The 22,578-nt window shown below is 56.7% G+C and carries 21 protein-coding genes; 12 read left to right on the top strand and 9 right to left on the bottom strand.

Annotation, left to right across the window (positions count from 1 at the left end):
- Position 1: 1 nt before the first annotated feature.
- The 6 genes from Q1A43_RS03015 to Q1A43_RS02990 are packed head-to-tail and all read left to right on the top strand — an operon-like array spanning position 2 to position 5,697.
- Positions 2–1,369, top strand: a complete 1,368-nt coding sequence (locus tag Q1A43_RS03015) for a cbb3-type cytochrome c oxidase subunit I (RefSeq protein WP_299932371.1) — start codon at positions 2–4, stop codon at positions 1,367–1,369.
- A gap of 17 nt (positions 1,370–1,386) precedes the next feature.
- Entirely contained in the window at positions 1,387–2,196 is an 810-nt protein-coding gene (locus Q1A43_RS03010) for a CbbQ/NirQ/NorQ/GpvN family protein (protein ID WP_299921241.1), read from the top strand.
- A gap of 8 nt (positions 2,197–2,204) precedes the next feature.
- Positions 2,205–4,175: a VWA domain-containing protein gene (locus Q1A43_RS03005; RefSeq protein WP_299932368.1), complete on the top strand. Its 1,971-nt coding sequence runs from the start codon at positions 2,205–2,207 to the stop codon at positions 4,173–4,175.
- On the top strand, positions 4,172–4,729 hold the full coding sequence (locus Q1A43_RS03000; RefSeq protein WP_299932365.1) for a cytochrome c oxidase subunit 3 family protein: 558 nt from the start codon (positions 4,172–4,174) through the stop codon (positions 4,727–4,729). The genes Q1A43_RS03005 and Q1A43_RS03000 overlap by 4 nt, the downstream gene beginning before the upstream one ends.
- A gap of 10 nt (positions 4,730–4,739) precedes the next feature.
- Positions 4,740–5,000, top strand: coding sequence for a cytochrome C oxidase subunit IV family protein (locus Q1A43_RS02995; protein WP_299932362.1), 261 nt, complete (start codon positions 4,740–4,742; stop codon positions 4,998–5,000).
- A gap of 16 nt (positions 5,001–5,016) precedes the next feature.
- Entirely contained in the window at positions 5,017–5,697 is a 681-nt protein-coding gene (locus Q1A43_RS02990; protein WP_299932359.1) for an NnrU family protein, read from the top strand.
- Positions 5,698–5,807: 110 nt separating this feature from the next.
- Here Q1A43_RS02990 and Q1A43_RS02985 read toward each other — a convergent pair whose 3' ends face one another.
- The 4 genes from Q1A43_RS02985 to Q1A43_RS02970 all read right to left on the bottom strand — a co-directional run bounded on the left by Q1A43_RS02985 (position 5,808) and on the right by Q1A43_RS02970 (position 9,344).
- Positions 5,808–6,377 carry a DUF4202 domain-containing protein gene (locus Q1A43_RS02985; protein WP_299932356.1) on the bottom strand — a complete coding sequence of 190 codons (570 nt, stop codon included), beginning with the start codon at positions 6,375–6,377 and terminating at the stop codon, positions 5,808–5,810.
- The gene (locus Q1A43_RS02980) at positions 6,374–7,075 is read right to left on the bottom strand and encodes a Crp/Fnr family transcriptional regulator (RefSeq protein WP_299932354.1); all 702 of its coding nucleotides are present in this window, start codon (positions 7,073–7,075) and stop codon (positions 6,374–6,376) included. Before Q1A43_RS02980 ends, Q1A43_RS02985 begins: the two co-directional genes overlap by 4 nt.
- A 98-nt stretch (positions 7,076–7,173) precedes the next feature.
- Positions 7,174–8,658 carry a glycerol kinase GlpK gene (glpK, locus tag Q1A43_RS02975; protein ID WP_299932352.1) on the bottom strand — a complete coding sequence of 495 codons (1,485 nt, stop codon included), beginning with the start codon at positions 8,656–8,658 and terminating at the stop codon, positions 7,174–7,176.
- A gap of 83 nt (positions 8,659–8,741) precedes the next feature.
- Positions 8,742–9,344 carry a response regulator transcription factor gene (locus Q1A43_RS02970; protein ID WP_299920645.1) on the bottom strand — a complete coding sequence of 201 codons (603 nt, stop codon included), beginning with the start codon at positions 9,342–9,344 and terminating at the stop codon, positions 8,742–8,744.
- Between the two features lie 227 nt (positions 9,345–9,571).
- Between Q1A43_RS02970 and Q1A43_RS02965 the strand changes: the two genes are divergently transcribed.
- The 3 genes from Q1A43_RS02965 to Q1A43_RS02955 are packed head-to-tail and all read left to right on the top strand — an operon-like array spanning position 9,572 to position 14,271.
- Positions 9,572–10,093, top strand: a complete 522-nt coding sequence (locus tag Q1A43_RS02965) for a molybdopterin-dependent oxidoreductase (RefSeq protein WP_299932350.1) — start codon at positions 9,572–9,574, stop codon at positions 10,091–10,093.
- 37 nt (positions 10,094–10,130) lie between these two features.
- The gene (locus Q1A43_RS02960; protein WP_299932348.1) at positions 10,131–12,740 is read left to right on the top strand and encodes a response regulator; all 2,610 of its coding nucleotides are present in this window, start codon (positions 10,131–10,133) and stop codon (positions 12,738–12,740) included.
- 28 nt (positions 12,741–12,768) lie between these two features.
- Entirely contained in the window at positions 12,769–14,271 is a 1,503-nt protein-coding gene (locus tag Q1A43_RS02955; protein WP_299932346.1) for a malonyl-CoA synthase, read from the top strand.
- Here Q1A43_RS02955 and tsaA read toward each other — a convergent pair.
- Positions 14,268–14,759 (bottom strand): tRNA (N6-threonylcarbamoyladenosine(37)-N6)-methyltransferase TrmO, encoded by a 492-nt coding sequence (gene tsaA, locus Q1A43_RS02950; RefSeq protein ID WP_299932345.1) that lies wholly within the window; start codon positions 14,757–14,759, stop codon positions 14,268–14,270. The genes Q1A43_RS02955 and tsaA overlap by 4 nt on opposite strands.
- Positions 14,756–15,604, bottom strand: a complete 849-nt coding sequence (locus Q1A43_RS02945) for an SMP-30/gluconolactonase/LRE family protein (RefSeq protein ID WP_299932342.1) — start codon at positions 15,602–15,604, stop codon at positions 14,756–14,758. Before Q1A43_RS02945 ends, tsaA begins: the two co-directional genes overlap by 4 nt.
- 207 nt (positions 15,605–15,811) lie before the next feature.
- Between Q1A43_RS02945 and Q1A43_RS02940 the strand changes: the two genes are divergently transcribed.
- A complete protein-coding gene (locus tag Q1A43_RS02940; RefSeq protein WP_299932340.1) occupies positions 15,812–17,899 on the top strand; it encodes a 3-hydroxyacyl-CoA dehydrogenase NAD-binding domain-containing protein in 2,088 nt (695 codons plus the stop codon).
- Here Q1A43_RS02940 and Q1A43_RS02935 read toward each other — a convergent pair whose 3' ends face one another.
- From Q1A43_RS02935 to glpD, 3 genes are all read right to left on the bottom strand, one after another.
- The gene (locus tag Q1A43_RS02935; protein WP_299932338.1) at positions 17,900–18,460 is read right to left on the bottom strand and encodes a DUF4166 domain-containing protein; all 561 of its coding nucleotides are present in this window, start codon (positions 18,458–18,460) and stop codon (positions 17,900–17,902) included.
- Positions 18,457–18,921 (bottom strand): thiol-disulfide oxidoreductase DCC family protein, encoded by a 465-nt coding sequence (locus tag Q1A43_RS02930; protein ID WP_299932336.1) that lies wholly within the window; start codon positions 18,919–18,921, stop codon positions 18,457–18,459. Before Q1A43_RS02930 ends, Q1A43_RS02935 begins: the two co-directional genes overlap by 4 nt.
- Positions 18,922–18,992: 71 nt before the next feature.
- A complete protein-coding gene (gene glpD / locus Q1A43_RS02925; RefSeq protein ID WP_299932334.1) occupies positions 18,993–20,579 on the bottom strand; it encodes a glycerol-3-phosphate dehydrogenase in 1,587 nt (528 codons plus the stop codon).
- A 205-nt stretch (positions 20,580–20,784) separates the two neighbouring features.
- Between glpD and Q1A43_RS02920 the strand changes: the two genes are divergently transcribed.
- Together Q1A43_RS02920 and Q1A43_RS02915 are read left to right on the top strand one after the other, a co-directional pair.
- On the top strand, positions 20,785–21,369 hold the full coding sequence (locus Q1A43_RS02920; protein WP_299920670.1) for an ANTAR domain-containing protein: 585 nt from the start codon (positions 20,785–20,787) through the stop codon (positions 21,367–21,369).
- Positions 21,366–22,568, top strand: a complete 1,203-nt coding sequence (locus Q1A43_RS02915; protein WP_299932332.1) for a CmpA/NrtA family ABC transporter substrate-binding protein — start codon at positions 21,366–21,368, stop codon at positions 22,566–22,568. Before Q1A43_RS02920 ends, Q1A43_RS02915 begins: the two co-directional genes overlap by 4 nt.
- Positions 22,569–22,578: the final 10 nt, after the last annotated feature.

Below are 22,578 nucleotides of genomic sequence, written 5' to 3'. Positions count from 1 at the left end.
CATGAAATACAAATCTCAGAAAATTGCCTTTGCCTATTTCATCGTGGCCATGGCACTGTTCGCAGTGCAGGTGACGATGGGTCTGGTCCTAGGCTGGATCTATGTTGACGGGAACTTCCTGTCTGACCTGATCCCCTTCAACATCGGCCGCATGCTGCACACCAACTCTTTGGTTGTTTGGCTGCTGACCGGTTTCTTTGGTGCTGCCTACTTCTTGGTACCAGAGGAATCCGAGCGGGAAATCCACTCGGAAAAACTTGCCTACCTTCAGCTGCTTATCCTTGTGATCGGCACCGCAGGTGTGGTTGTCACCTATCTGTTTAATATCGCAGAAGGTAACTTCCTCTTTGGTAAAGAAGGCCGCGAATTTATCGAGCAACCCAAATGGGTCAAAGCCGGTATCGTCGTTGCAGCGCTGATCTTCCTCTACAACATCTCGATGACAGTGTTGAAAGGCCGGAAAACCGCGATCACCAACATCCTGCTCTTGGGCCTGTGGGGCATTGCGCTGCTGTTCCTCTTCAGCTTCTACAACCCTGCCAACTTGGCGCTCGACAAAATGTACTGGTGGTACATCGTGCACCTCTGGGTCGAAGGCACTTGGGAACTTGTGATGGCTTCCATCCTTGCCTTCCTGATGCTGAAACTTACCGGTGTGGACCGCGAAGTTGTTGAAAAATGGCTATATGTTCTGGCTGCCTTGGCCCTGTTCTCGGGTATCCTTGGCACTGGTCACCACTACTTCTGGATCGGTACTCCCGGTTATTGGCAGTGGATCGGCTCGATCTTCAGCTCGCTCGAAATCGTTCCCTTCTTTGGCATGATGGCCTTTGCCTTTGTCATGGTTTGGAAAGGTCGTCGCGACCACCCCAACAAAGCAGCGCTGCTGTGGTCCTTGGGTTGTGCGACACTGGCCTTCTTTGGCGCGGGTGTCTGGGGCTTTTTGCACACATTGCACGGTGTGAATTACTACACACACGGCACGCAGATCACCGCGGCCCACGGTCACTTGGCATTCTTTGGTGCTTATGTTGCCCTGAACCTGGCGATCATCAGCTACGCAATGCCAATCCTTCGCGGACGTGATCCGTTCAACCAAGTGCTCAACATGTGCTCCTTCTGGCTGATGGCTGGCGGCATGACCTTCATGACCTTCACCTTGACCTTTGCCGGTACTGTTCAAACACACCTTCAACGTGTGAATGGCGAGGCGTTCATGGACGTTCAAGACCAACTCTGGGTCTTTTATGTGATGCGCTTTGGCTCCGGTATCGCGGTTGTTCTTGGGGCGCTGCTCTTCATCTACGCAGTGTTGAAGCCTCGCAACGAAATCATCGAAGCCGGTGCCGCTGGCACCCCAGCTGAATGAACGGCGGAATGACTATGATGGACGGAAATCCAACAAATCTGGAGGGGGCGGCAAATGCCCCCTTCTACCTCCCCACTGGTGACGAATGCGAATTGTTCGCCGCGGCCAGTCAAAACAATCTGCCGGTCCTGCTCAAGGGTCCGACGGGCTGCGGGAAAACCCGCTTTGTGGCCCATATGGCCGCCAAACTGAATCGCAAGCTTTACACCGTGGCCTGCCACGATGACCTATCCGCCAGCGATCTGATCGGTCGTTACCTTCTCAAAGGTGGCGAGACCGTCTGGGTCGATGGCCCCCTGACCCGCGCTGTGCGCGAGGGCGCTATCTGCTACCTTGATGAGGTTGTTGAGGCCCGAAAAGATGTAACAGTCGTACTTCATCCACTTACCGATGATCGGCGCATTCTGCCGCTGGATCGCACCGGTGAAGAACTTGAAGCCACGCCCGGATTTATGCTCGTTGCGAGCTATAACCCCGGTTATCAAAATATCCTGAAGACGCTGAAACCTTCGACGCGGCAACGCTTTGTGTCGATGGAGTTCGACTTCCCGACCCCCGAATACGAGATCCCCGTTGTGGTTCGCGAATCCGGGTTGGACGAAGAGCGCGTCAAACCCCTTGTCCGCTTGGCCAACAAGCTGCGCGATCTCAAGGGGCAGGACCTCGAGGAAGGCGTCTCGACCCGTCTGGTGATCTATGCGGCAACGCTGATCAACCAAGGCATGCCGGTCGAACGCGCCATTCTGGCCGCAATGATCGAACCGTTGTCGGATGACGCGGACGTGAAACGCGGGCTCCTCGATCTTGTCACTGCTATTTTCGGGTGAGGCCGGTGGTGACTTCGATCGATATTGAGCCATGGGAACCCGAAGAAACTGTCGGGAAACTTTGGCACAATTATGCCAGTCGTCTGGACGCACCTGTTGTCCACGATGGAGCCCGCGTCGACCTTTCTGAGGTTGGCGGGCGACTGGCAGTCTTATTCCGTGGTTTGGGCGGCGACCCGTCGGTCGAGCTTAAACCCGTCGGTGACGAGGTGTCTCATCACCGGCTAACCCTGCGCCGTAAGCTGGGCACATGGGCCGAAGCCGTCCCGCGTGCCAGTTATGACGGTATGGCGCTCCGGATGCCCGAAAGCCTTGCGGTTTTTCCGGCCCGTGAGGCCAATGCCGCGCTTTATTTGTGGCTGGCGGCCGCTGCGGCGGGTGCCGCGCAGGTCGATATTCCGGTGGAAGAAGATGATCCGCTGCGCGCCGATATGGCCGGGCTGCGAGCCGTCCAAGACACGATTACGAAGGCTTTGGAGATCGCACCAGGTTTTGCCAAGCTTTACCGCGACCTCTGTGAGGCGACGCTATTCTTGCGGCGCACCCCCACCCTGCCCCCGGCCGAGGCCGCCATCGAAGCTATTATTGCCAGATTGCTGGGCTCGAACGAGGCGCTAAGCGAGCGCGCCACTGCTATGCTCGCGTCAATCAATGCAGGGGATTATGGCGATTGGCACGCGCCGCGTGGCTATCTGTCGTTCCGCCCAGTTGCGCTTTGGCCCGATTTGCGCCCCTCTGATCGCTCGGAATCGATGACGGTTGCGAACCCGGAAACCGAGGGCGAAACCGAACAAGGTGACACCGAAGAAGGCCGCGCCCGCAAGGCACGCCGCCGCAAGGCCGACGCCATTGACCGCCCAGATAGCTTTATCTTACACAAATTCGAGGCAATCCTGAGCTGGGCCGAATTCATGAACATCAACCGCCGGGTTGAGGACGATGAAAACGACGACGCCAAAAAGGCCGCTGATGACCAAGAGGAAATCGGCCTTGGTCAGATCAAACAGGCTCCGGCCACGCGGCTGAAACTTCACCTCGATTTGGCCCCCGAAGATGTCGATCGCGAGATGCTATCGGCGGTGACAACCTATCCCGAATGGGACTGTCGCACCGGCACCTATATGCGCAATCACTGCCGGGTTTTGGCCTCACCTGCCGAAGCGGGGGATGTGGATGTCTTCACCCATGATCCGCGTGCGCAGGCCCGCATTCGCGCCGTGCGTCGTCAATTCGAAGCACTGCGCCCCGGTCGTGTGTCGACCCACGGCCACCCGGATGGCGATGAGCTAAACACCGAACGCGCCGTGCGCGCCCATGTGGATTTTCTAGCAACCGGCGTATCAGATGACCGGGTTTGGAACCAAACCCGCGCCGAAAAGCGTGATCTGGCGGTGTCGATCCTGCTCGATGTGTCACGCTCGACCGAAAGTTCGATCCCCGGTCATGGCCATGATGGTCGCCGGGTGATTGATGTCGAACGCGAGGCGCTTGCCGCATTCGCTTGGGGTTTGGATGCTTGCGGGGATGATTTTGCCATCAACGCGTTTTCATCGCTCAAGCGGGACCGGGTTTATGTCCAAAACGCCAAAAGCTTTGAAGAGCAGATGACCAAACAGGTCGAAGGTCGTATTGGGGCGCTGCAACCTGGGTTCTATACGCGCCTTGGTGCCGCAATGCGCCACGTCTCCAAAGACCTTAGTAACCAGCCCCGCAAACGGCGGTTGTTGTTGGTGATCACCGATGGCAAACCCAATGACCTTGACCACTACGAAGGCCGTCATGGCATCGAAGACAGCCGCATGGCCGTCCAAGAGGCGCGCCGTGCTGGTCATGCGGTCTATGGCATTGCCGTAGACCGGGATGGCAAAAGCTGGTTCCCGCGAATTTTTGGCAAAGGGGGTTATGCGCTGATCCCTGAACCGGACAAGCTTATTCAGGCCCTGCCGCGCATCTACCGGGAGTTGGTGGGCGCAGGATGAGCACGCAAACACACCCCGAGCAGGGTATCGACGCCCTGCCCGGCGATCTCATGATGTGGGTTCTGATCGTATCGGAGCTTTTGGTTTTTGGGGCAGGTTTGGCTGCGTTTATGGCCATGCGCCTTACCGATCCGGGCGGCTTTGCCGAAGCCCAAACCCATCTCAACGCGACCACCGCCGGGATCAATACCGTGGTCTTGGTCACGTCTGGCTGGCTGGCGGCGATGGCTGTGCGATCGTCCGAGTTGGGCGATGTGCTACGCACCCGTTTGTTGTTAACAGCGGCCAGCGTTTTGGGTGTCGTCTTTTTGGTGATTAAATGGGCGGAATATGCCTCCAAAGCCGCGCAAGGCATTGATTTTGAAACCCACACCTTCTTTCTGTTTTACTACATGCTGACTGGGTTCCACGCCATGCATGTGATCGCCGGGATCGTCATTCTGGCGTTAGTTGGCTGGAAATGCACCCCGCGCAACACCGAAGTCGGGGCGGCCTTTTGGCATATGGTCGACTTGGTCTGGGTTTTGCTGTTCCCGATTATTTACCTGCTCTAAAGGTGATCTGATGTCCTTGCCCAATATGAGTGCCACCCAAGCTTGGCTCAGCCTGATCGCCCTATCCGTTAGCAGCACCCTTCTAGCGTTTTTCGGCGCAACCGGCGTTTTTGCCGGGTTGGTGATTTTGGGCTTGGCCTGGATCAAGGCTCAGGTCATCTTGCGCGTCTATTTGGGATTGCAAGACGCCCCAAGTTGGGGACGCGGCTTTGCCCTTGTTTTGGCGATCTACATGATCGGCATTATGGGCTTGGCCATCGCCGCAGGTTAAGACGCAGGAGGCCATTTTGGGCTGGATTGAATTTGGGCTGGCCATGATGTTGTTCATGGCGTCTCACCGCATTCCATCGGCATTGGGGGTCAAGGACAGCTTGATCGAGCGATTGGGATCGCGCGGCTATACGGCGCTGTTTTCCATTGCCTCCACGCTGCTTTTGCTTTGGGTGATCTGGGCGGCGGGGCGTGCGCCTTTTGTGCCGCTTTGGGATCAAACGCCCGCCGCTCGATGGGCTGTCAACCTTGTGATGCCGGTGGTTATTGCACTCAGCGCCTTTGGCGTCGGCGCGCCCAATCCTTTTGCCTTTGAAGGGCGCAGCACCGGGTTTGACCCCGATCATCCCGGCATAGCCGGGGTCACGCGTCAGCCGTTGTTATGGGCGCTGGCGCTTTGGTCCCTTGCCCATCTTTGGGCCAATGGTGACTTGGCCCATGTCATTTTGTTTGGCACCTTTGCAGGGTTTTCATTGCTGGGCATGAAACTTGTGGAACGTCGCCGTGCCCGCATGATGGGGCACGATTGGGATCGGTTGAGTGCGCAGACCGCTCTTGTGCCATTTGCCGCGATGTTCACGGGGAAATGGCGCCCCCAAAGCGGGCCATCACTGGTTCGGTTGACAATCGCGGTAATTGCTTGGGCCGCTGTATTTCATTTGCATGAATGGGTGATTGGGGTGATGCCCAACCCGTAGACCATCGGGGTTCCCCCCTTTGATCAATTGGCCCAAGGGGGCCAGCCCCTCTTGCCGCAAGCGGCAATTCACCCCGGGATATTTCGGGAAAGAAGAAGCTCCATGGCCAGTTATTCCTGATCTCGGAACATCCCCGCAAAAGGTTCCGGTAGGTCAAATTCCTGCAAAGCGCGGGCGCGCCCTTCTGCCGACATTTTTGCGGCGGTGCGTTCCACGATACGGGGCAAGGCCTCGGGCTTTTGCGAGTCTGCAAAAGGTGAGAAGTACCATTTCAGGAAAACGAAACAGATGACGTCTTCGAGGGCCTGCACCTCGGCGTCTTGCTTGATGCCTTCTTTACGCAAAAGCACCCCGACACGTGTTTGCGCAGTGGCATCATATCCGGCTTCGGCCATGATCCCGGCAACCCGTTCGCCATGACGGCGGCCTTGTTCTTTGCGCCAAGCATAATAGCCTGCGCGCCCTTCGGGGAAATCCTTGCGGGGCAATTTCCAACGTTCAACATGTTGGCCCCGGCAAGCAATCTTTAAGACGTCGGAGGCGTCGGGAAACAGGCGGTCGACCTCTGAGGTCATCCGCTCTCCGTACAAACGCGCCTCGGGGCGGCCCTCGTCGATGTTCGGGTCCGCTTCGTTTGCCTGATCGATCAGTGCCAGTGCCTTGGTTAAATCACCGCTCATTTTTGCCCCCATGCATTGGCTGGATCTTCTTCGGCATAGGTACGGAGGGTTTCGACATCCGCAATCTCTGCCTTGTTTTGTTTGATTTTAACCCCATGCGCCTTGAGCGCCCCAAAGGCGCGGCTCAGACTTTCGGGTTTCATCCCCAAACGCCCGGCAATCAACACTTTGTCGTAAGGCAACACAACTTCGCACTTACCGACTTCGTTCTTCGAAAGCTCGAGCAGGAATTCCGCCACACGTTGGGCACCGGTACGAGCCTTGAGCGCTTCGACCTGAGACACGAGGCTATGCAAATGCGCAAAAGTTGCAGACAGGATCGACACGGCCATATCTGGGTTTGAGCGCACCAGATGCAGGTAATGCTCGGCCTCGATGCGCACCAATCGGCAATTGGTCACCGCCTCGGCCGACACCGGATAGGTGTCATGACGAAAGGCCACCGCCTCGCCGAAACTACGACCCTTGGTAAAGACACCAACCACGGCTTCAGAGCCGTTGCGGGCAATCCGATAGAGTTTCACCCAGCCATCCAAAACAATGTAAATCGCGCTGGCGCGTTCACCTTGCAAAAACACCGTGGCCCCACGATCAAAATCGCGCACTTGTGCACGCTGCAAAAGCAGTTTTTGCGCTTCTGGCACAAGCCCCCCCAGTAAGAGCGACGAGGAGGCAATTTCGAGATCTTCAGGTTTCATGGCGGGCCCATCAGGCTTGCTTTGGTGCTCAAAAGATATTGCCGATTGTGGCCACCCTGTCGAGGGTTAGACCCGCCATTTCATGCATCATTTGCGGATCAAAACGCTTGCGCAGCAGCAACTGCCCGTTTCCACGCCCTATATTTGCGATCTCGCAGGTCCTGTTCCATCTGAGGTTGAAACCGATTTTCCAAGGCCCAGATATCTGCAAACCCTTGCATGTTTGGGTAAATTCCGGCCCGTTGCCCCGCCAACCACGCCGCGCCCATCGCCGTGGTCTCTAAAATTTTGGGCCGATCAACGGGTGCGTCTAGGATGTCCGACAGGAACTGCATCGCCCAGTCAGATGCGCTCATCCCGCCATCAACCCGCAGAGCCGTGTCGCCGGTGTCGCCCCAATCCGCCTGCATCGCTTCGAGCAGATCGCGGGTTTGATAGCCGACGCTTTCCAAGGCCGCGCGGGCCACTTCGGCGACGCCAGAGCCACGGGTCAACCCAAACATCGCCCCCCGGCATTCGGCGTTCCAATAGGGGGCACCCAATCCGGTAAAAGCGGGCACCAAAACAACGTCCTGGGTGTCGTCCGCCTGTTGCGCAAGGGCATGTGTATCAGGAGCTGCGCCAATCACCTTGAGACCGTCACGCAACCATTGAACCACCGCGCCGGCCACAAAGATCGACCCTTCGAGCGCGTAGGTTGGCTTGCCCTCTAGCTGATAGGCAATGGTGGTAAGCAGGCGGTTTTTGGACATGACCGGGGTGTCGCCGGTGTTGAGCAAGGCAAAACAGCCGGTGCCATAGGTCGATTTCAACATGCCCGGTTTGAAACAGGCCTGTCCGATTGTTGCGGCTTGTTGATCCCCCGCGACACCCAGAATTGGGATCGCCGCGCCAAGATGCTCGGCCTCGGCAATGCCAAAGTCAGCCCCGCAATCAAGGACCTCGGGCAGCATCGCCATAGGGATGTTAAGCAAATCGCAAATCTCGGACGACCATTCGCCCTTGATGATGTCATAGAGCAAGGTCCGCGCCGCATTGGTGGCGTCGGTCACATGGCGTTTCCCGCCAGTCAGATGCCAGATAAGCCAACTATCAACAGTGCCGAAAACCAGTTCGCCCGCCTCGGCCCGTGCCCGTGCTCCGTCAACTGTATCAAGCAACCATGCCAGTTTTGTACCGCTGAAATAGGGATCTAGGAGCAAACCCGTGCGTTTGGTCACCATCTCTTCGTGGCCATCGGCCTTGAGACGCTGGCACATGTCCGAGGTTCGGCGGTCTTGCCAAACAATGGCGTTGTGAATGGGTTCGCCGGTTTTGCGGTCCCAAACCAAGGTTGTCTCGCGTTGATTGGTTATGCCAATCGCGGCGATGTCCGTGGCGGAAATACCGGCCTTGTCGATCGCAGCGCGACATGTCGACAAGGTCGTTGTCCAAAGATCCATACAATCATGTTCCACCCACCCGGAATCGGGGAAATGCTGCGCAAACTCTTCTTGTGCGGATGTGACGATATTCAGTTTGTCGTCAAAGACAATCGCCCGGCTGGACGTTGTCCCTTGATCAATTGCGAGAATGAACCCCATTCTTCCCCTCCATTTTCGCCAGTATTCGAATTTTTTCGAATTCTAGCGAATTTCAGGACAGGAAACCACAGAAATCAGACGCGTCAGGCCAAACCTTTGTCACGAGCGATCATCGCAACATGGGTTCGGTTGCGCGCACCGAGTTTCCGGCTGAGGGTTTTGACATGCAGTTTGACGGTGACCTCTTGGAGATCAAGGTCGCGGGCGATTTCCTTGTTGGCCTTGGCTTCGCAGATTCCGCGCAATACATCCAATTCGCGCCGCGTCAGCGTTCCGGTTTCATCATCAGGCTTTTGCTGCATAAATTCGACCGGTGCATAGATTTCGCCAGCTGCCATAAAACGAGCCGCCGTCAAAAGGGATTTGGCGCTAAGCGTTTTGGGAATAAACCCCTGCGCACCAGCTTTGAGCGCCGCATCAGCCACCTCGCGTGATGCGCTGCCGGAAATAATCGCAACCGGACGCCCGTCGTTAGCGTCCTTCATACGACCCAACCCTTCAAGGCCATTCATACCGGGCATATTGTAGTCTAGCAAAACCAGATCGAAACTACCGGTCTCATTGGCCGATTGCACCGCCTCATCCAGCGTCGACACAGTCACAACCTCTTTGATCTCTTCACCCGTCAAAAAGGCCGCAATGGTGTCGCGAACAAGGTCATGGTCATCTGCCACCAAGATACGCATACAGCAATTTCCGTTCCGGGCCACACGGCCGCGCTTCTGCTACTCTTACATCTTAAGAATAACATATGTTCCGTTAACAAAGTGGCAAGGGGCAAAGCCTTGACTTACCACACCGATAGCCTGCCAGCCTATACGAAAGAGAGCAACAGGTATCCGGCTGCTCTTACCAAGAAATTCGAATGCGGACCACAATCCGCGCACATTGATTTTGACGAAAGAAACGCAAAATGATTCGCCAGCCACACTATTTGTTCGGCCTTCTGAGCGTATTCTGGGTGGTGATTTCAACCACCATTCTTGTGGCAGACACGCTCCCTGCCCCATCTGGTCAGGTGGTTTTGACGGTATCGGGCGAAATTCAGCTAACAAACGTTGGTGACACAGCCGAATTCGATTTGGACATGTTGCGCGACCTCGAACGCACCGAGCTGGAAACCACAACTATCTGGACCGAAGGCCTGCAACATTTTGCCGGGATCAAGCTTGGCACCCTTTTGAAACATCTTGGCGTGGAAGATGGCATTATCAACGCGTCTGCGCTTAATGAGTATTTTATCGATATCCCTTTTGAGGATGCCGACACTGGTGCGGCGCTAATTGCCTATGAACGCAACGGTGCGCCGATGTCGGTGCGCGACAAAGGCCCCTTGTGGGTCATCTTTCCCTACGACCAATCCGCCCATTATCGCAGCGAAGTCTATTTCGCGCGTAGCATTTGGCAAATGGACCGGATTGAGATTGAGCGCTAAGCTGCGCCACAGGCGTGATGTAGGGCAGTAAATTACCGTGATAAACAAAGCTGAAAACGACTCCGGTGAAACCGGACGGATGCGGCGCGGCCTGACGGCTGTCATTGTCATTCTGTTTATCACGATCATCATGCTTCTGGTCATGGATGTGCGCAAGCAGCTGGAACGCTTGGCCTATGCGACCTCCGACAATGTTCAGTGGTTTTTGGGTCAGGCCGAGACCGAGGCCTTGGCCCTAGAGCTGGCAGCACATGAGGCATTACACAACGAAGCCCCCCATACGGGCGCGCTTCAAACGCGGTTTGATGTGTATTACAGCCGAATCGACACCCTTCGGAACAGCCCGACATTTGAGCCGCTTCATGCCCATCCCCGGGTCCTTGAGAACCTTGACCATATCGATCAATTCCTGACGAAATGGGTGGCTATTATCGATGCCAAGGACAATAGTTTTGCGCAATCCTTGCCCGAGTTCGCACGTGATGCCAGCGCAGCTCAGGATGCGACGCGCAATGTCGCTTTGGCTGGGATTGCGATTTTTGCCGAGATTCGCACCGGTCAGCGCAACAGTATCTCGCAAACCCTGACCCGCATTGCCATCCTGACGATCGCCTTGGTGACGGTCTTGATCATTGTGGTCATGGCGATGTTCCGGTTGGCCCAAATCCGCGAACAAGACGCCCAGACCAATTTAGAAATCAGCGAGCGCATGGAGGCCATCATCGCCACGGCACAGGACGCCGTTGTCGTGACGGACCGAAAAGGGCGCGTGGTCGAATATAACGGTGCCGCAGAGGATATGTTTGGTTATCCACGCGAGGTGGCCTTGGGCGCAAATATCGTTGATCTGATAATTCCCGAAGAATTCCGCGCACTACACAAAGAGGGGCTGGCTCAATACCATCGCGCCGGTTTGTCACGCCTGCAAGAAGACAGCACCGGGCGATTGGTTGGCCCCGGCATCGTCCAGCTTGAGGCGCAAAACCAAGAAGGCCGGGTCTTTCCGGTTGATTTGACCCTCGCCCGGACCGATAGCCGCGACGGTGAGATTTTTGTCAGCTTCATCCGCGATATTTCTACCCGTGTCCAAGCCGAAGAAGCCATGCGTGATGCCCGAGACCGGGCCATTGCCGGCGAAAAGCAAAAGGCGGATTTGTTGGCAGTGATGAGCCATGAAATGCGCACGCCGCTGAACGGGCTGTTGGGTACGCTTGACCTGTTTGAACCGGACCACCTTCCAAAAGAAGACCGCCATTATCTTAGCGTCATGCGCAAATCCGGTCAGATTTTGCTAGGTCATGTCAATGACGTCCTAGACATCTCGCGTTTGGATGCCGGCAAGATGAGCATGCAAAATCAATCCTTTGATCTGATCGAGCTACTTCAGGATATCCTTGACGGTCAACGCGCCCGCGCCGACGCACGTGGGAATGACTTGATCCTATCGCCAATGCAGCCGGAATTGCACGACGTCTTCAGCGATCCCGATCGGCTTCGTCAGGTGCTTTTGAACCTTGTCGGCAACGCCATCAAATTCACGGAAAACGGCCAAGTGATTGTCGAAGCTGAATGCCATCATGGGCTTGGTGAAGTTGAAATTCGGGTGATCGACACCGGTTTGGGCATATCACAGGCCGATCTGGATCGGGTGTTTGGCGACTTCGTCACCATCGATAGTTCCTATGCCCGAAGCAATACAGGCACCGGTCTAGGACTTGGCATTTCGCAACGGTTGGTGACGGCCTTGGGCGGCAAAATGGGGGCCGAAAGCGAGCTTGGCGATGGCAGCGTGTTTTGGCTTCGCCTGCCTATGGCCCGACCTGCCATTGGCGATATGGAAGCACCGGCTTTGCCTATAGAAAGCACTGGCAAAGACATACTACCAGAGGCCCCGGCCCCGATGTCGGTCCTGCTGGTCGAAGACAACCCGACCAACCGCATGGTTGCCCGGCAATTGTTGGAACGTGACGGGCACAGCGTAACAGAAGCGGTTGACGGTGCCGAAGGTGTCGCCAAGGCCCGGGACGCCGAATTCGACGCGATACTCATGGATATTTCCATGCCCGGAATGGACGGGATCACCGCAACCGGGCACATCCGCCAAAGCGACTCTGAAACCCCGATCATTGCCACCACCGCCCATGCCTTGCCCACCGAAGCCGCCCGCTTTATCGGCGCTGGTATGAACGCGGTTCTGGTCAAGCCATTGACCAAGGCGACCCTGCGCCAAGCGATGATTGACGCGGTGACCGCGAAACTGATCATTGTTCCGGGCATGCCTTTGTCTGATGACGTGATCAATCAAGATCTTCTTGATGAATTGCTCGAAGAGCTTCCGCGCGAGCGGGCCCTTGATTTGTTGGAAAAATTTAGCGCCGAAATGTCCGCCTTCCTGACTCTTAGCACTCAAGAATTGCCAACAGACTTCGACACACTTGGCAAAGAGGCCCACCGGATGGCTGGCTCTGCGGGGGTATTTGGCGCAAACCGTCTTAACCTCTTGTTGCGCGACATTCAGACCGCAGCCCAGGAATCGCACGCCGAATTGCCACCTCTGTTGGCCCAACTGCCACCAGTTTGGAGCGCGACATATCGCGAATTCCAACTGCTCGGGCTTGTCACAGACACAGCAGAGGCTAAACCCTAGCCCCAAAGCCGCAGCACCGGAGAGAGACATGGCCAACCTGCTTCACGATAGTTTGTTGGGTAAACGCGCAGACAGCGACGCAGTGTTTCTACATCTGCCTGATGGCGGCTCGGTCTCTTATGCGAAATTTGCCAAACGCGCCGCCCAATTCGCTCAGGCGCTATCGGAAAACAACATCGCCCCGGGTGATCGCGTCGCCATTCAGGTTGGCAAAAGCCCTGACGCTTTGGCGCTGATCTTTGGTTGCATTCAAGCCGGAATCATCTTTCTGCCGCTCAACACCGGCTATACGGGCGATGAGCTGGCGTATTTTGTGCAAAACAGCGGCGCGCGGCTTTTGGTTTGTGACCCGGAACACATCGATACCTTACGCCCAATCGCAGATAAGAGAGGTGCCGAGATTGCCAGCCTAGGCCAAACCGGCACCCTGACCGCGCAGGCCAATGCCGCTGGCGGCGTGTTCAAAACCGAACCGCGCCAAGGCGATGACATCGCTGCCTTTCTTTACACCTCTGGCACCACGGGCCGCTCCAAAGGCGCGATGCTAACCCAGAATAACCTGTTGTCCAACGCCCTAACGCTTGTGGATCATTGGCAATTCACCTCCTCGGATGTGTTGCTCCATGCGCTGCCAATTTTCCATACCCATGGGTTGTTTGTAGCCACCAATGTTATTCTGGCCGCTGGGGCCTCGATGGTGTTTTTCCCAAAACTCGATCCCGATGCCCTAATCGATCATATGCCCAAGACCACCAGCCTGATGGGGGTGCCGACCTTTTACACCCGCTTGCTCGACAATCCGCGCTTTACCCAAGATGTCACCGCCAATATGCGCCTGTTCATCTCTGGATCGGCCCCGCTTTTGGCAGAAACCCATCGCAGTTTTGAGGCCCGCACCGGTCACCGCATTCTGGAACGCTATGGGATGACCGAAACCAATATGAACACCTCAAACCCCTATGCCGGGGATCGTCGCGCCGGAACGGTTGGCCTCCCCCTACCGGGGGTCGACGTCAAAGTCTGTGGCGTGGATGGTGATGAATTGCCGCGCGGGGAAATCGGCGTCTTAGAAGTACGCGGGCCCAATGTGTTCAAAGGCTATTGGCAAATGCCAGAAAAGACCGCCGAAGAACTGCGCCCCGATGGGTTCTTTATCACCGGCGACCTCGCCGTGCAGGAACAAGACGGCTACGTCACCATTGTCGGCCGCAACAAGGACCTGATTATCTCGGGTGGCTACAACATCTATCCCAAAGAAATCGAAAGCCTTCTGGATGATCAACCCGGAGTGTTGGAAAGCGCCGTGATCGGGGTGCCCCATCCCGAATTTGGCGAAACGCCGGTGGCGGTTTTGGTGGCGGGACCCGATGGACCACCCGATATTGACGCAGTACAAAGCGCCGTCAGCAACAGTTTGGCCCGCTTTAAACACCCGCGTCGGTTCATCACCGTCGAAGCGTTGCCGCGCAACACGATGGGCAAGGTGCAAAAGAACGCTCTACGCCAAGAATACGGTGCGCTTTTCGCCTAAGGTTTTGGTGGGACCTGAATGCAATAGTTGCGACGGTCCGGTTTGATATCCAAAAGCGGTGTGCCGTCGAGGCAATCAAGACCACGCACCGTCAAGGTTGCGCCATCACGCGCGATCAACTCAACCACCGACGTGCCAATCGGATTGGGCCGCACAGGTGATCGCAAGGCAAAGGTGCCACGCGTTTCACCATTCGACTTCGGGCTTTGCGTAAGCAAATCGCGCCGCGCCCGATCTAACCAATAAAGCAGCTCAAGCCGCGTTCCTGGTTCCAACCCCTGCAACGCCGGTTCAAAGCGCGGTTCCACAACAACGTGACAGTCCGGTCCATGGGCCGGATCACCCTGCCGAGGGCAATCATTGCGGGTGGCAAAAGGCGTGCGAAGATGCCCGATAAACTGCAAGCTGGCCTGCTCGGGGATGTTTGCGTCAAGTACCGTTTCACCGGGGCGCGGTGCGTCGCTAGGATCCGGGGTGGCTCCGTTCACAAAATCACCTGATGTTCGGCCTGCCCGCGCGCGCTCACCTGTTTCACAAAGGTTTGGCCACGCAGCGGATCTTCGTCTCCCAACCCCGTGGCCGCCGAGGTTGCAAATAAGGTCTCAAGATCAGGGCCACCAAAGCTTGGGCAACTGATTTGCAAGGCAGGAAACTCCACCGCCTCGATAAACGCACCCTCGGGGCTATAGCAGGCCACCCGCGACGCACCCCATTGCGCATTCCAAAAATTGCCAGCGGCATCAACCACGGCCCCATCCGGGTTTAGTCCCTCAGATGTCAGATCAAGCCAAGGCTCCGCGTCACCAGCGGGCCAGCCGCTTTGATCCAACACAACCCTTTGGATCATTTTGGTGGCTGTGTCGGTGAAATAGGCATAGCGCGCGTCGGGGGAAAAACAGATCGCATTGGTGATTGAAATACCGTCAAACAGCTTGCGCAGCTCACCTTTGTAGTAGCGATAAATCGCACCTGCGCCGGGTTCGCACTCATACCCCATGGTGCCGATCCAAAAACCGCCTTTGGGGTCCGCGCGGCCATCATTGGATCGCGTCAGAGGATTATCCGCTTCTAGATCAACCACATGGGTTTGAGTTGCGGATTCGACATCAAAGACAAACAGATCTCGCTCTGAGGCAATCAGCAACCGGGTATTGTCGATCCAACCGGCCGCCGAGACCGCCCGGTCAAACGTCCATTCGCGCTGATCGCTGCCAGTATGTTCAAAAAGCCGATGCCCAAGAATATCGAACCAAAACAAGCTTTGGCGACCCGGATGCCACAGAGGCCCTTCCCCCAAGGTACAGGAAGTCTTTGAGAGAACGGTCTCAGTCATAATGTTAGCGCCCTACATTTGCATTTCGGCGCAGTTTCAACCGACTTAGCGTGCGGGTAAAGCCCCAAAATAGACAAAACGAACACAGATTTCCCCGTGGTTCCATCATTTGTTTTGTCGCAAACATAGAGCAACAGTATTGATTATCTGAGTTCCCTAAAAGTATAACCGACCAATTAGTCAGGTATATTGTCAGGAGGATATGACATGCCACAGCCGGTATCACTTGCCCAGCAGGATCATGTCGCGCTGATTGCCATCGACAATCCCCCAGTGAATGCCCTGTCTCACGCGGTTCGAAGCGGGCTCCAAAACTGCCTGCGTCAGGCCATTGAAGATGATGAGATCCAAGCCATTGTTATCTACGGTGAAGGGCGAAGCTTTATTGCCGGGGCGGATATTCGCGAATTTGGCCAACCGCCCAAAGTGCCGCACCTGCCTGATCTGATCAACGAGATCGAAGCCTCACCAAAACCGGTTGTGGTGGCCTGCCATGGCACCGCGCTTGGCGGTGGTCTTGAGGTCGCTCTTGGGGGGCATTATCGCGTTGCGCCGCCTAGTGCCAAATTTGGGCTGCCCGAGGTTTCGCTTGGCCTGTTACCCGGCGCTGGTGGCACCCAGCGCTTGCCACGTTTGGTTTCGGCCCAAAAAGCACTGGGCATGATCACCTCCGGCAAACCAATCACCGCACAAGATGCCTTTGAAAACGGGTTGATTGACCGGATCACCCCCGAAGGCCCGATGCGCGAGGCCGGATTGGCCTTTGCCCGAGATGTCTTAGAACAACGGATGCCGCTACGCCCGACGCGCAACCTTGGCCCTGACCCCGGAACTGAGAGCATCTTTGCGGACACGCGTGCCAAGCTACACAAATCCGCGCGCGGTCAAATTGCTCCGCAAAAGGCCATCGACGCCGTTGAAGCGAGCCTGACCAAGTCCTTTGACGATGGGTTGAAGAACGAACGCCGGTTATTTCTTGAGCTGATGGGCGGAGACCAACGCGCCGCCATGATCCATGCGTTTTTTGCCGAACGCAAAGTCGGCAAGCTGCCTGAACTGGCGAATGTCACCCCCCGTTGCGTCGCAGACATCGGCGTGATCGGCGGCGGCACGATGGGGGCTGGCATCGCCGCCAGTGCCGTGATGGCCGGGTTAAATGTCACGATGATTGAGCGGGACAAGGCTGCGGCCGCCAAAGGGCATGACACGGTGCGTGGTATTTTGGACGGTGCGGTCAAACGCGGCAAGCTTAGCGCAGAGAAACGCGACGCGATGATGCGCGACGCTTTTGATGCCGGTTCGGACTACGCCGCGTTGGCCAGCGCCGATTTGGTGATCGAAGCGGTTTTTGAAAGCATGGATGTCAAACAGGACGTGTTTTCGCGGCTGGATTCGGTGTGCAAACCCGGTGCTATTTTGGCCACCAACACCTCGTACCTCGACATCAACGACATCGCCAACCTGACCTCTCGCCCTAATGACGTGATCGGCTTGCACTTCTTTAGCCCGGCACATGTGATGCGCCTGCTCGAAGTTGTTGTGGCAGACAAAACCGACCCAGACGTGACCGCCACAGGCTTTGCGCTTGCTAAACGGCTCGGCAAAATCGCTGTTCGCGCCGGGGTCTGTGACGGGTTTATTGGCAACCGCATTCTGAGCCATTACCGCAAAGCGCTTGAGGGGGCGGTTTTGGCCGGGGCCAGCCCCTATGACGTAGATCGAGCGCTTGTTGGCTTTGGGCTTGCTATGGGCCCCTTTGCGGTGGGTGACCTTTCGGGGCTTGATATTGCCTGGGCCAATCGCAAACGCCATGCCGCCACGCGGGACCCGCGCGAAACCTATGCCCAATTTGCCGATACCCTTTGCGAAGCAGGCCATTTCGGCCGCAAAACTGGCCGCGGCTATTACGACTATTCCGATGGCACCCCGGTTCCCAACCCCGATCTGACTGCAATCCTTGAGCAAGAGCGCCTTGCAAAAGGGATCACAGCACGCGCATTGGACGAGCAAGACATCATCGATCGATACATGGCTGCGATGGTCAACGAAGCGTTCAAAATTCTTGACGAAGGTATCGCCCTGCGCCCATTGGATATCGATGTAACGATGCTAAACGGCTATGGCTTCCCGCGCTGGCGCGGCGGCCCTATGCACTATGCCGAAACGGTTGGGTTAGACAAAATTCTGTCAGACATCCGCTCATTTGCGAAAGAAGACAGCTATCTCTGGCAACCCGCAGCCTTGTTGGAACGCTTGGTCACAGACAAGCTTTGCTTGGCAAGTTTGAACGGTTGATTAGGCCGTTTCCCGATCTGGAATGGTATCCGGCAGGGCCTCAAACGTGTCGAGCCAGCCGGAATAATGAACGATCTGCGTGCCAAATATCGGCAGGCAGATCGTGACTTCGAAACGGTACCGGCCTGCTTCGGCAAATTCGGTCGCCTCAATCTCGGGTTGAAGCCAACTGGGGATCGCCAAACGGCCGAAATGAAAATCGGCCACACGTAGGATGAGTTGCCGCCCCTGAAGGATTGGGCGCATGGTCACCGTGACCGGCCCAAGCTTTTCGGCTAACAATCCATCGGTCGTGACCCAAAGCTCGGACTCCATCGGCGTGTCGCCAACCATTCGCCGCCAGTAATCGCGCCCCGCCTCTTGGCGCGCCTCAAAGACAAGCGCGACATCATCCGCAGCCGGGGCAAACCCAAACAAACGCCCCAGTTTCGCAACAAAAGGTAACGGCGCGTAGCTCACCGTGATGCGACCGGCAAAACGCCCATACCCTGCGTGAAGGTCCTGACAGGCGTCGGGCAAGTCATCAAACTGATCACCAAGCCATTTGCTATAGACTGTCATTCGCTCAACACCCGCCTCCGCAATTCTGGATCGGGCAATGCACAGAGATCGCCCCGGCCAAACCACGCATAGCGGTTGAGGGCGACACGCGCATAAAGCCAATCCTGAAGCCGCAAGGGTAGCAACCGACAGACTGAAAAAACCTTAAAGGCGGGATGCAAAACCGGCAGAACCCGCAATATCCCATCAAGCGAGCCATAACCGTGACCGTTCATCACCAAGAGCCAGCTTTGCGGGTCATCGGGATCAATCCCGTAGTGGCGCATTAGCCCCGCACCAAGCGGTGATTGGGCCGTGGTAATCCTAACCCGGTCATCCCTATCCCACTGCGCAACCCGCCGGGCCGACGCCGAGCACAATGCGCAATCGCCATCCATCACCAAAAGCACATAGCCGTCGTCATAGGCCGGGACTTGTGCGTCGTTTCGATAGGAATAGGCAGTTTGGCGGGATGGGCGCATTTGATACCTCTTTTTCAATAGGTAAGCACACCAACCCGCCAATCAACTGTGTCAAATGGTCAAGCCGCTGTTTAGGCGGCTTTGGACGACCGCCGGGCTTGCATCCACCCCTCAAGAGCCTCGATCTGGGATTGATCAAGATGCAGCCCAAGCTTGCCGCGCCGCCAAACAACGTCCTCGGCCCGCGTGGCGTATTCTCGATCCATCAGCCAAATGACTTCTGCCTCGCGCAGGCCCGCGCCGAAATCACGCCCCAAATCATCGGGTTTGCGGGCTTGGCCTAGGATGTCGCGGACCTCGGTGCCGTAAGCGCGGAATAGGCGCTGTGCCTCTTTGAAAGACAAGAACGGATAGTCCTGCGTCAGCTTGGCGATACGCGCCTCAACCTCTTCAACCGGGAAGTTTCCGCCGGGAAGCGGCACACCGGCGGTCCAGTCGCTTTCCATGCCGTCGAAATACGGGACAAGCTTGGCAATCGCGTTCTCAGCCAGCCGCCGATAGGTGGTGATCTTGCCGCCAAAGACGTGCAAAACCGGGGCACCGCCGGTGTCATCGACCTTTAGAACATAGTCCCGCGTCGCCGCTGTCGCGCTGCTCGCGCCGTCATCATAAAGCGGGCGCACGCCGGAATAGGTCCACACCACATCCTCGGCGCTCAGATCGTTTTTGAAGTAGCTATTGGCGAAATTAATCAGGTAATCGCGCTCTTCGTCGGTACAGGTCGGACGATCCTCAAGGTTTTCATGTTCGGAATCCGTGGTGCCAATGAGGGTGAAATCCTGCTCATAGGGGATCGCGAAAATGATGCGCCCATCGGTGCCTTGGAAGAAGTAGCATTTGTCGTGATCATAAAGCTTGCGGGTGACAATATGGCTTCCGCGCACAAGGCGAACCCCTTCGCGCGAATTGAGGCGAAGCGTTTCTTGCAAGACCTGACCAACCCACGGGCCACCGGCGTTTACCAAAACCTTGGCGCGATGTTCACGTGTTTCACCGCTGTGTTGGTCTGTGGTTTCAATCACCCAAATGCCATCGTCGCGGCGTGCCGATGTTACTTTGGTTTGGACCATAATTTGGGCACCACGTGCCTCGGCGTCACGGGCGTTGAGAACAACCAAACGCGCATCTTGGACCCAGCAATCAGAGTATTCATAGGCCATTTCAAAGCGGTCATCGATGGGGTGCCCTTCGTCTGTGCAAGGCAGCGACAAGGTTTTGGTGCCCGGTAGGATTTTGCGCCCACCTAGATGATCATACATGAATAGACCCATCCGGATTAGCCACGCCGGGCGCCGCCCCTTCATCCACGGCATAAAAAGCGTCAAAAGCCGCGACGTCGGCGTGTCGGATTCAAACCGCATGTCCTTGTGGTACGGGAGCACAAACCGCATCGGCCAGCTGATATGCGGCATGGCGCGCAAAAGCTCTTCGCGCTCGATAAGGGCCTCGCGAACCAGCCGGACCTTGAAAAACTCCAGATAGCGCAAGCCACCATGAAACAGTTTCGTCGAGGCAGACGACGTCGCCGAGGCCAAGTCGTTCATTTCCGCCAGTTTAACGGTCATCCCGCGCCCAACCGCATCCCGCGCGATACCGACACCATTGATGCCGCCGCCAATAACAAAAATATCTGCAATCTGTTTATCGCTGGCCTGCATGGCGGTCTCCTTTGGCTGACGAATAACAAATGCCACAAATGGCAAAAATGGGAAAGCATAATGTTCGAAAATGCGCGAGTTTGCGCTAAACCGAAAATGCGTAAAAAATACCCACTTGCTGTAAAATTGAGCAATTAACGACAAGGCGCTTAAAAATGCCGCAACGCAGCTTTACATCCGAACACCGGCGCGGTGTTCATCCCTCATGCCAAATACGCTCTCAATCGTAGTGGTCGAAGCCGACCGTGACCGCGCCTTACAAATCATCGACAGCCTGCGCGCCGCCGGCGATCATGATATTCGTGTTATTTCGGAAACCACCGGCCTTGCCCGGCAAATCCACCAACACAATCCAGACGTGGTTCTGATCGACATCGAAAACCCATCGCGCGACATGTTGGAAGAGCTGGCACTGGCCTCCGGGCCCCAAGACCGCGCCGTTGCGATGTTTGTTGACCAAAGCCAAGAGGGCCTATCCGCCGCCGCAATCGAGGCCGGGGTCTCGGCCTATGTGGTTGGCGGCATGCAACCCGAACGCGTTACCCCGGTGCTCGAAGCGGCCATCGCCCGCTTTCGCCTTTTTCAAAGGATGCGGGCGGAATTGGCCGAAACAAAACGCGCCTTAGAGGAACGCAAAGTCATCGACCGCGCCAAGGGCATGATCATGAAAGCCCGTGGCGTCACCGAAGACGAGGCCTATGCCTTACTCCGCAAAACCGCCATGGATCAAAACAGGCGCATGGCCGATGTCGCCGAGGCGCTTGTGACCGCAGCGGGGTTGTTGTCATGAGAAACACCACGCTTTCGCTCGGGTTCATCCCGCTTGTCGACGCCGCGCCGCTTATCGTGGCGCAGGAAATGGGCTTTGCCTCTCAGGAGGGGCTGACGCTTGATCTCAAACGCGCGCCGTCTTGGTCAAGCCTGCGTGATATGCTGAGCTTTGGTCAGGTCGACGCCGCCCATATGCTTGCGCCCGTGCCGGTCGCCGCCGCGCTTGGACTTGGCAATGCCGGCATGGCACTAGATGCGATCATGGTCACATCGATCAATGGCAATGTCATTGGGGTTGGCAAAGATCTGGCCGACCATCTCGTCGATCAGGGGCATGATTTTGATTTCACCGACGCGACAAAGGCCGGGCACGCCCTCACCGCCGGGCGCACCACACCGCTCAAAATCGGGGTGCCCTTTCCGTTTTCGATGCATGCCCAGCTGTTGTTCTATTGGCTCAATGCGCTCGGGTTACCCGCGCCGGACCATGTCGAAATCAAAACCGTGCCCCCGGCCCTGATGGCAGATGCGCTTGCCGCCAAAGAGGTCGATGCCTTTTGCGTCGGAGAGCCATGGGGGTCGATTTCGGTTGATCAAAGCCAAGGCTCGCTCTTACTCCCCGGCTCGGCGATCTGGCAACGCGCGCCGGAAAAGGTTCTGGCGGTGCGGCGCAATTGGGCCGACACCGAAACCGACCTCGCCCAGCGTCTTATCCGAGCGATCTGGCGCGCCTGCCAATGGTTGGCCGATCCGGGATCACGGCTTTTGACCGCCGAGCTTTTGGCGCGCAAAGCCTATTTGGATCGTCCAACCGAGATTATCGACCGCGCCTTGTCCGGAACGTTCACCGTCACCCCCAATGGGGTCCAGAGACATGCGGACGAGTTTTTAGACTTTCACACCGGAGCTGCGAACTTCCCTTGGCGCAGCCAGGCCCAGTGGATCGCGATGCAACTTGCCCTTCGTGTTGGTCTTGACCAAACCCACGCCACTAAAGCCGCAGGCACAGTGTTTAGATCAGATATCTACCGCGCGGCTTTGCGTGGAATCACCCCGGATTTACCCGGTGCCTCTTCCAAGCTCGAAGGCGCAAATGCGGCTTGGACTTCGGTTGCATCGGAATCAGGTAGCCTGACCCTGCCCCCAGATCGCTTCTTTGACGGCTCAATTTTTGACCCATCAGAAACGACGAGATTAAAAAATAGGCAACTTAGCTGACCCGCACGCT

Source organism: uncultured Pelagimonas sp. (assembly GCF_947498515.1).
Lineage (GTDB): Bacteria > Pseudomonadota > Alphaproteobacteria > Rhodobacterales > Rhodobacteraceae > Pelagimonas.
Note: the sequence above shows the minus strand (reverse complement) of the source record. Positions and strands in the feature narration are given on the sequence as shown.

Bases quoted from the DNA above. Each gene is read 5' to 3' on its own strand.
- Q1A43_RS03015 (WP_299932371.1), top strand. From the start codon at position 2: ATGAAATACAAATCTCAGAAAATTGCCTTTGCCTATTTCATCGTGGCC.
- Q1A43_RS03010 (WP_299921241.1), top strand. From the start codon at position 1,387: ATGGACGGAAATCCAACAAATCTGGAGGGGGCGGCAAATGCCCCCTTC.
- Q1A43_RS03000 (WP_299932365.1), top strand. From the start codon at position 4,172: ATGAGCACGCAAACACACCCCGAGCAGGGTATCGACGCCCTGCCCGGC.
- Q1A43_RS02995 (WP_299932362.1), top strand. From the start codon at position 4,740: ATGTCCTTGCCCAATATGAGTGCCACCCAAGCTTGGCTCAGCCTGATC.
- Q1A43_RS02985 (WP_299932356.1), bottom strand. From the start codon at position 6,377: ATGAGCGGTGATTTAACCAAGGCACTGGCACTGATCGATCAGGCAAAC.
- Q1A43_RS02980 (WP_299932354.1), bottom strand. From the start codon at position 7,075: ATGAAACCTGAAGATCTCGAAATTGCCTCCTCGTCGCTCTTACTGGGG.
- glpK (WP_299932352.1), bottom strand. From the start codon at position 8,658: ATGGGGTTCATTCTCGCAATTGATCAAGGGACAACGTCCAGCCGGGCG.
- Q1A43_RS02970 (WP_299920645.1), bottom strand. From the start codon at position 9,344: ATGCGTATCTTGGTGGCAGATGACCATGACCTTGTTCGCGACACCATT.
- Q1A43_RS02965 (WP_299932350.1), top strand. From the start codon at position 9,572: ATGATTCGCCAGCCACACTATTTGTTCGGCCTTCTGAGCGTATTCTGG.
- Q1A43_RS02955 (WP_299932346.1), top strand. From the start codon at position 12,769: ATGGCCAACCTGCTTCACGATAGTTTGTTGGGTAAACGCGCAGACAGC.
- Q1A43_RS02945 (WP_299932342.1), bottom strand. From the start codon at position 15,604: ATGACTGAGACCGTTCTCTCAAAGACTTCCTGTACCTTGGGGGAAGGG.
- Q1A43_RS02940 (WP_299932340.1), top strand. From the start codon at position 15,812: ATGCCACAGCCGGTATCACTTGCCCAGCAGGATCATGTCGCGCTGATT.
- Q1A43_RS02935 (WP_299932338.1), bottom strand. From the start codon at position 18,460: ATGACAGTCTATAGCAAATGGCTTGGTGATCAGTTTGATGACTTGCCC.
- Q1A43_RS02930 (WP_299932336.1), bottom strand. From the start codon at position 18,921: ATGCGCCCATCCCGCCAAACTGCCTATTCCTATCGAAACGACGCACAA.
- glpD (WP_299932334.1), bottom strand. From the start codon at position 20,579: ATGCAGGCCAGCGATAAACAGATTGCAGATATTTTTGTTATTGGCGGC.
- Q1A43_RS02920 (WP_299920670.1), top strand. From the start codon at position 20,785: ATGCCAAATACGCTCTCAATCGTAGTGGTCGAAGCCGACCGTGACCGC.
- Q1A43_RS02915 (WP_299932332.1), top strand. From the start codon at position 21,366: ATGAGAAACACCACGCTTTCGCTCGGGTTCATCCCGCTTGTCGACGCC.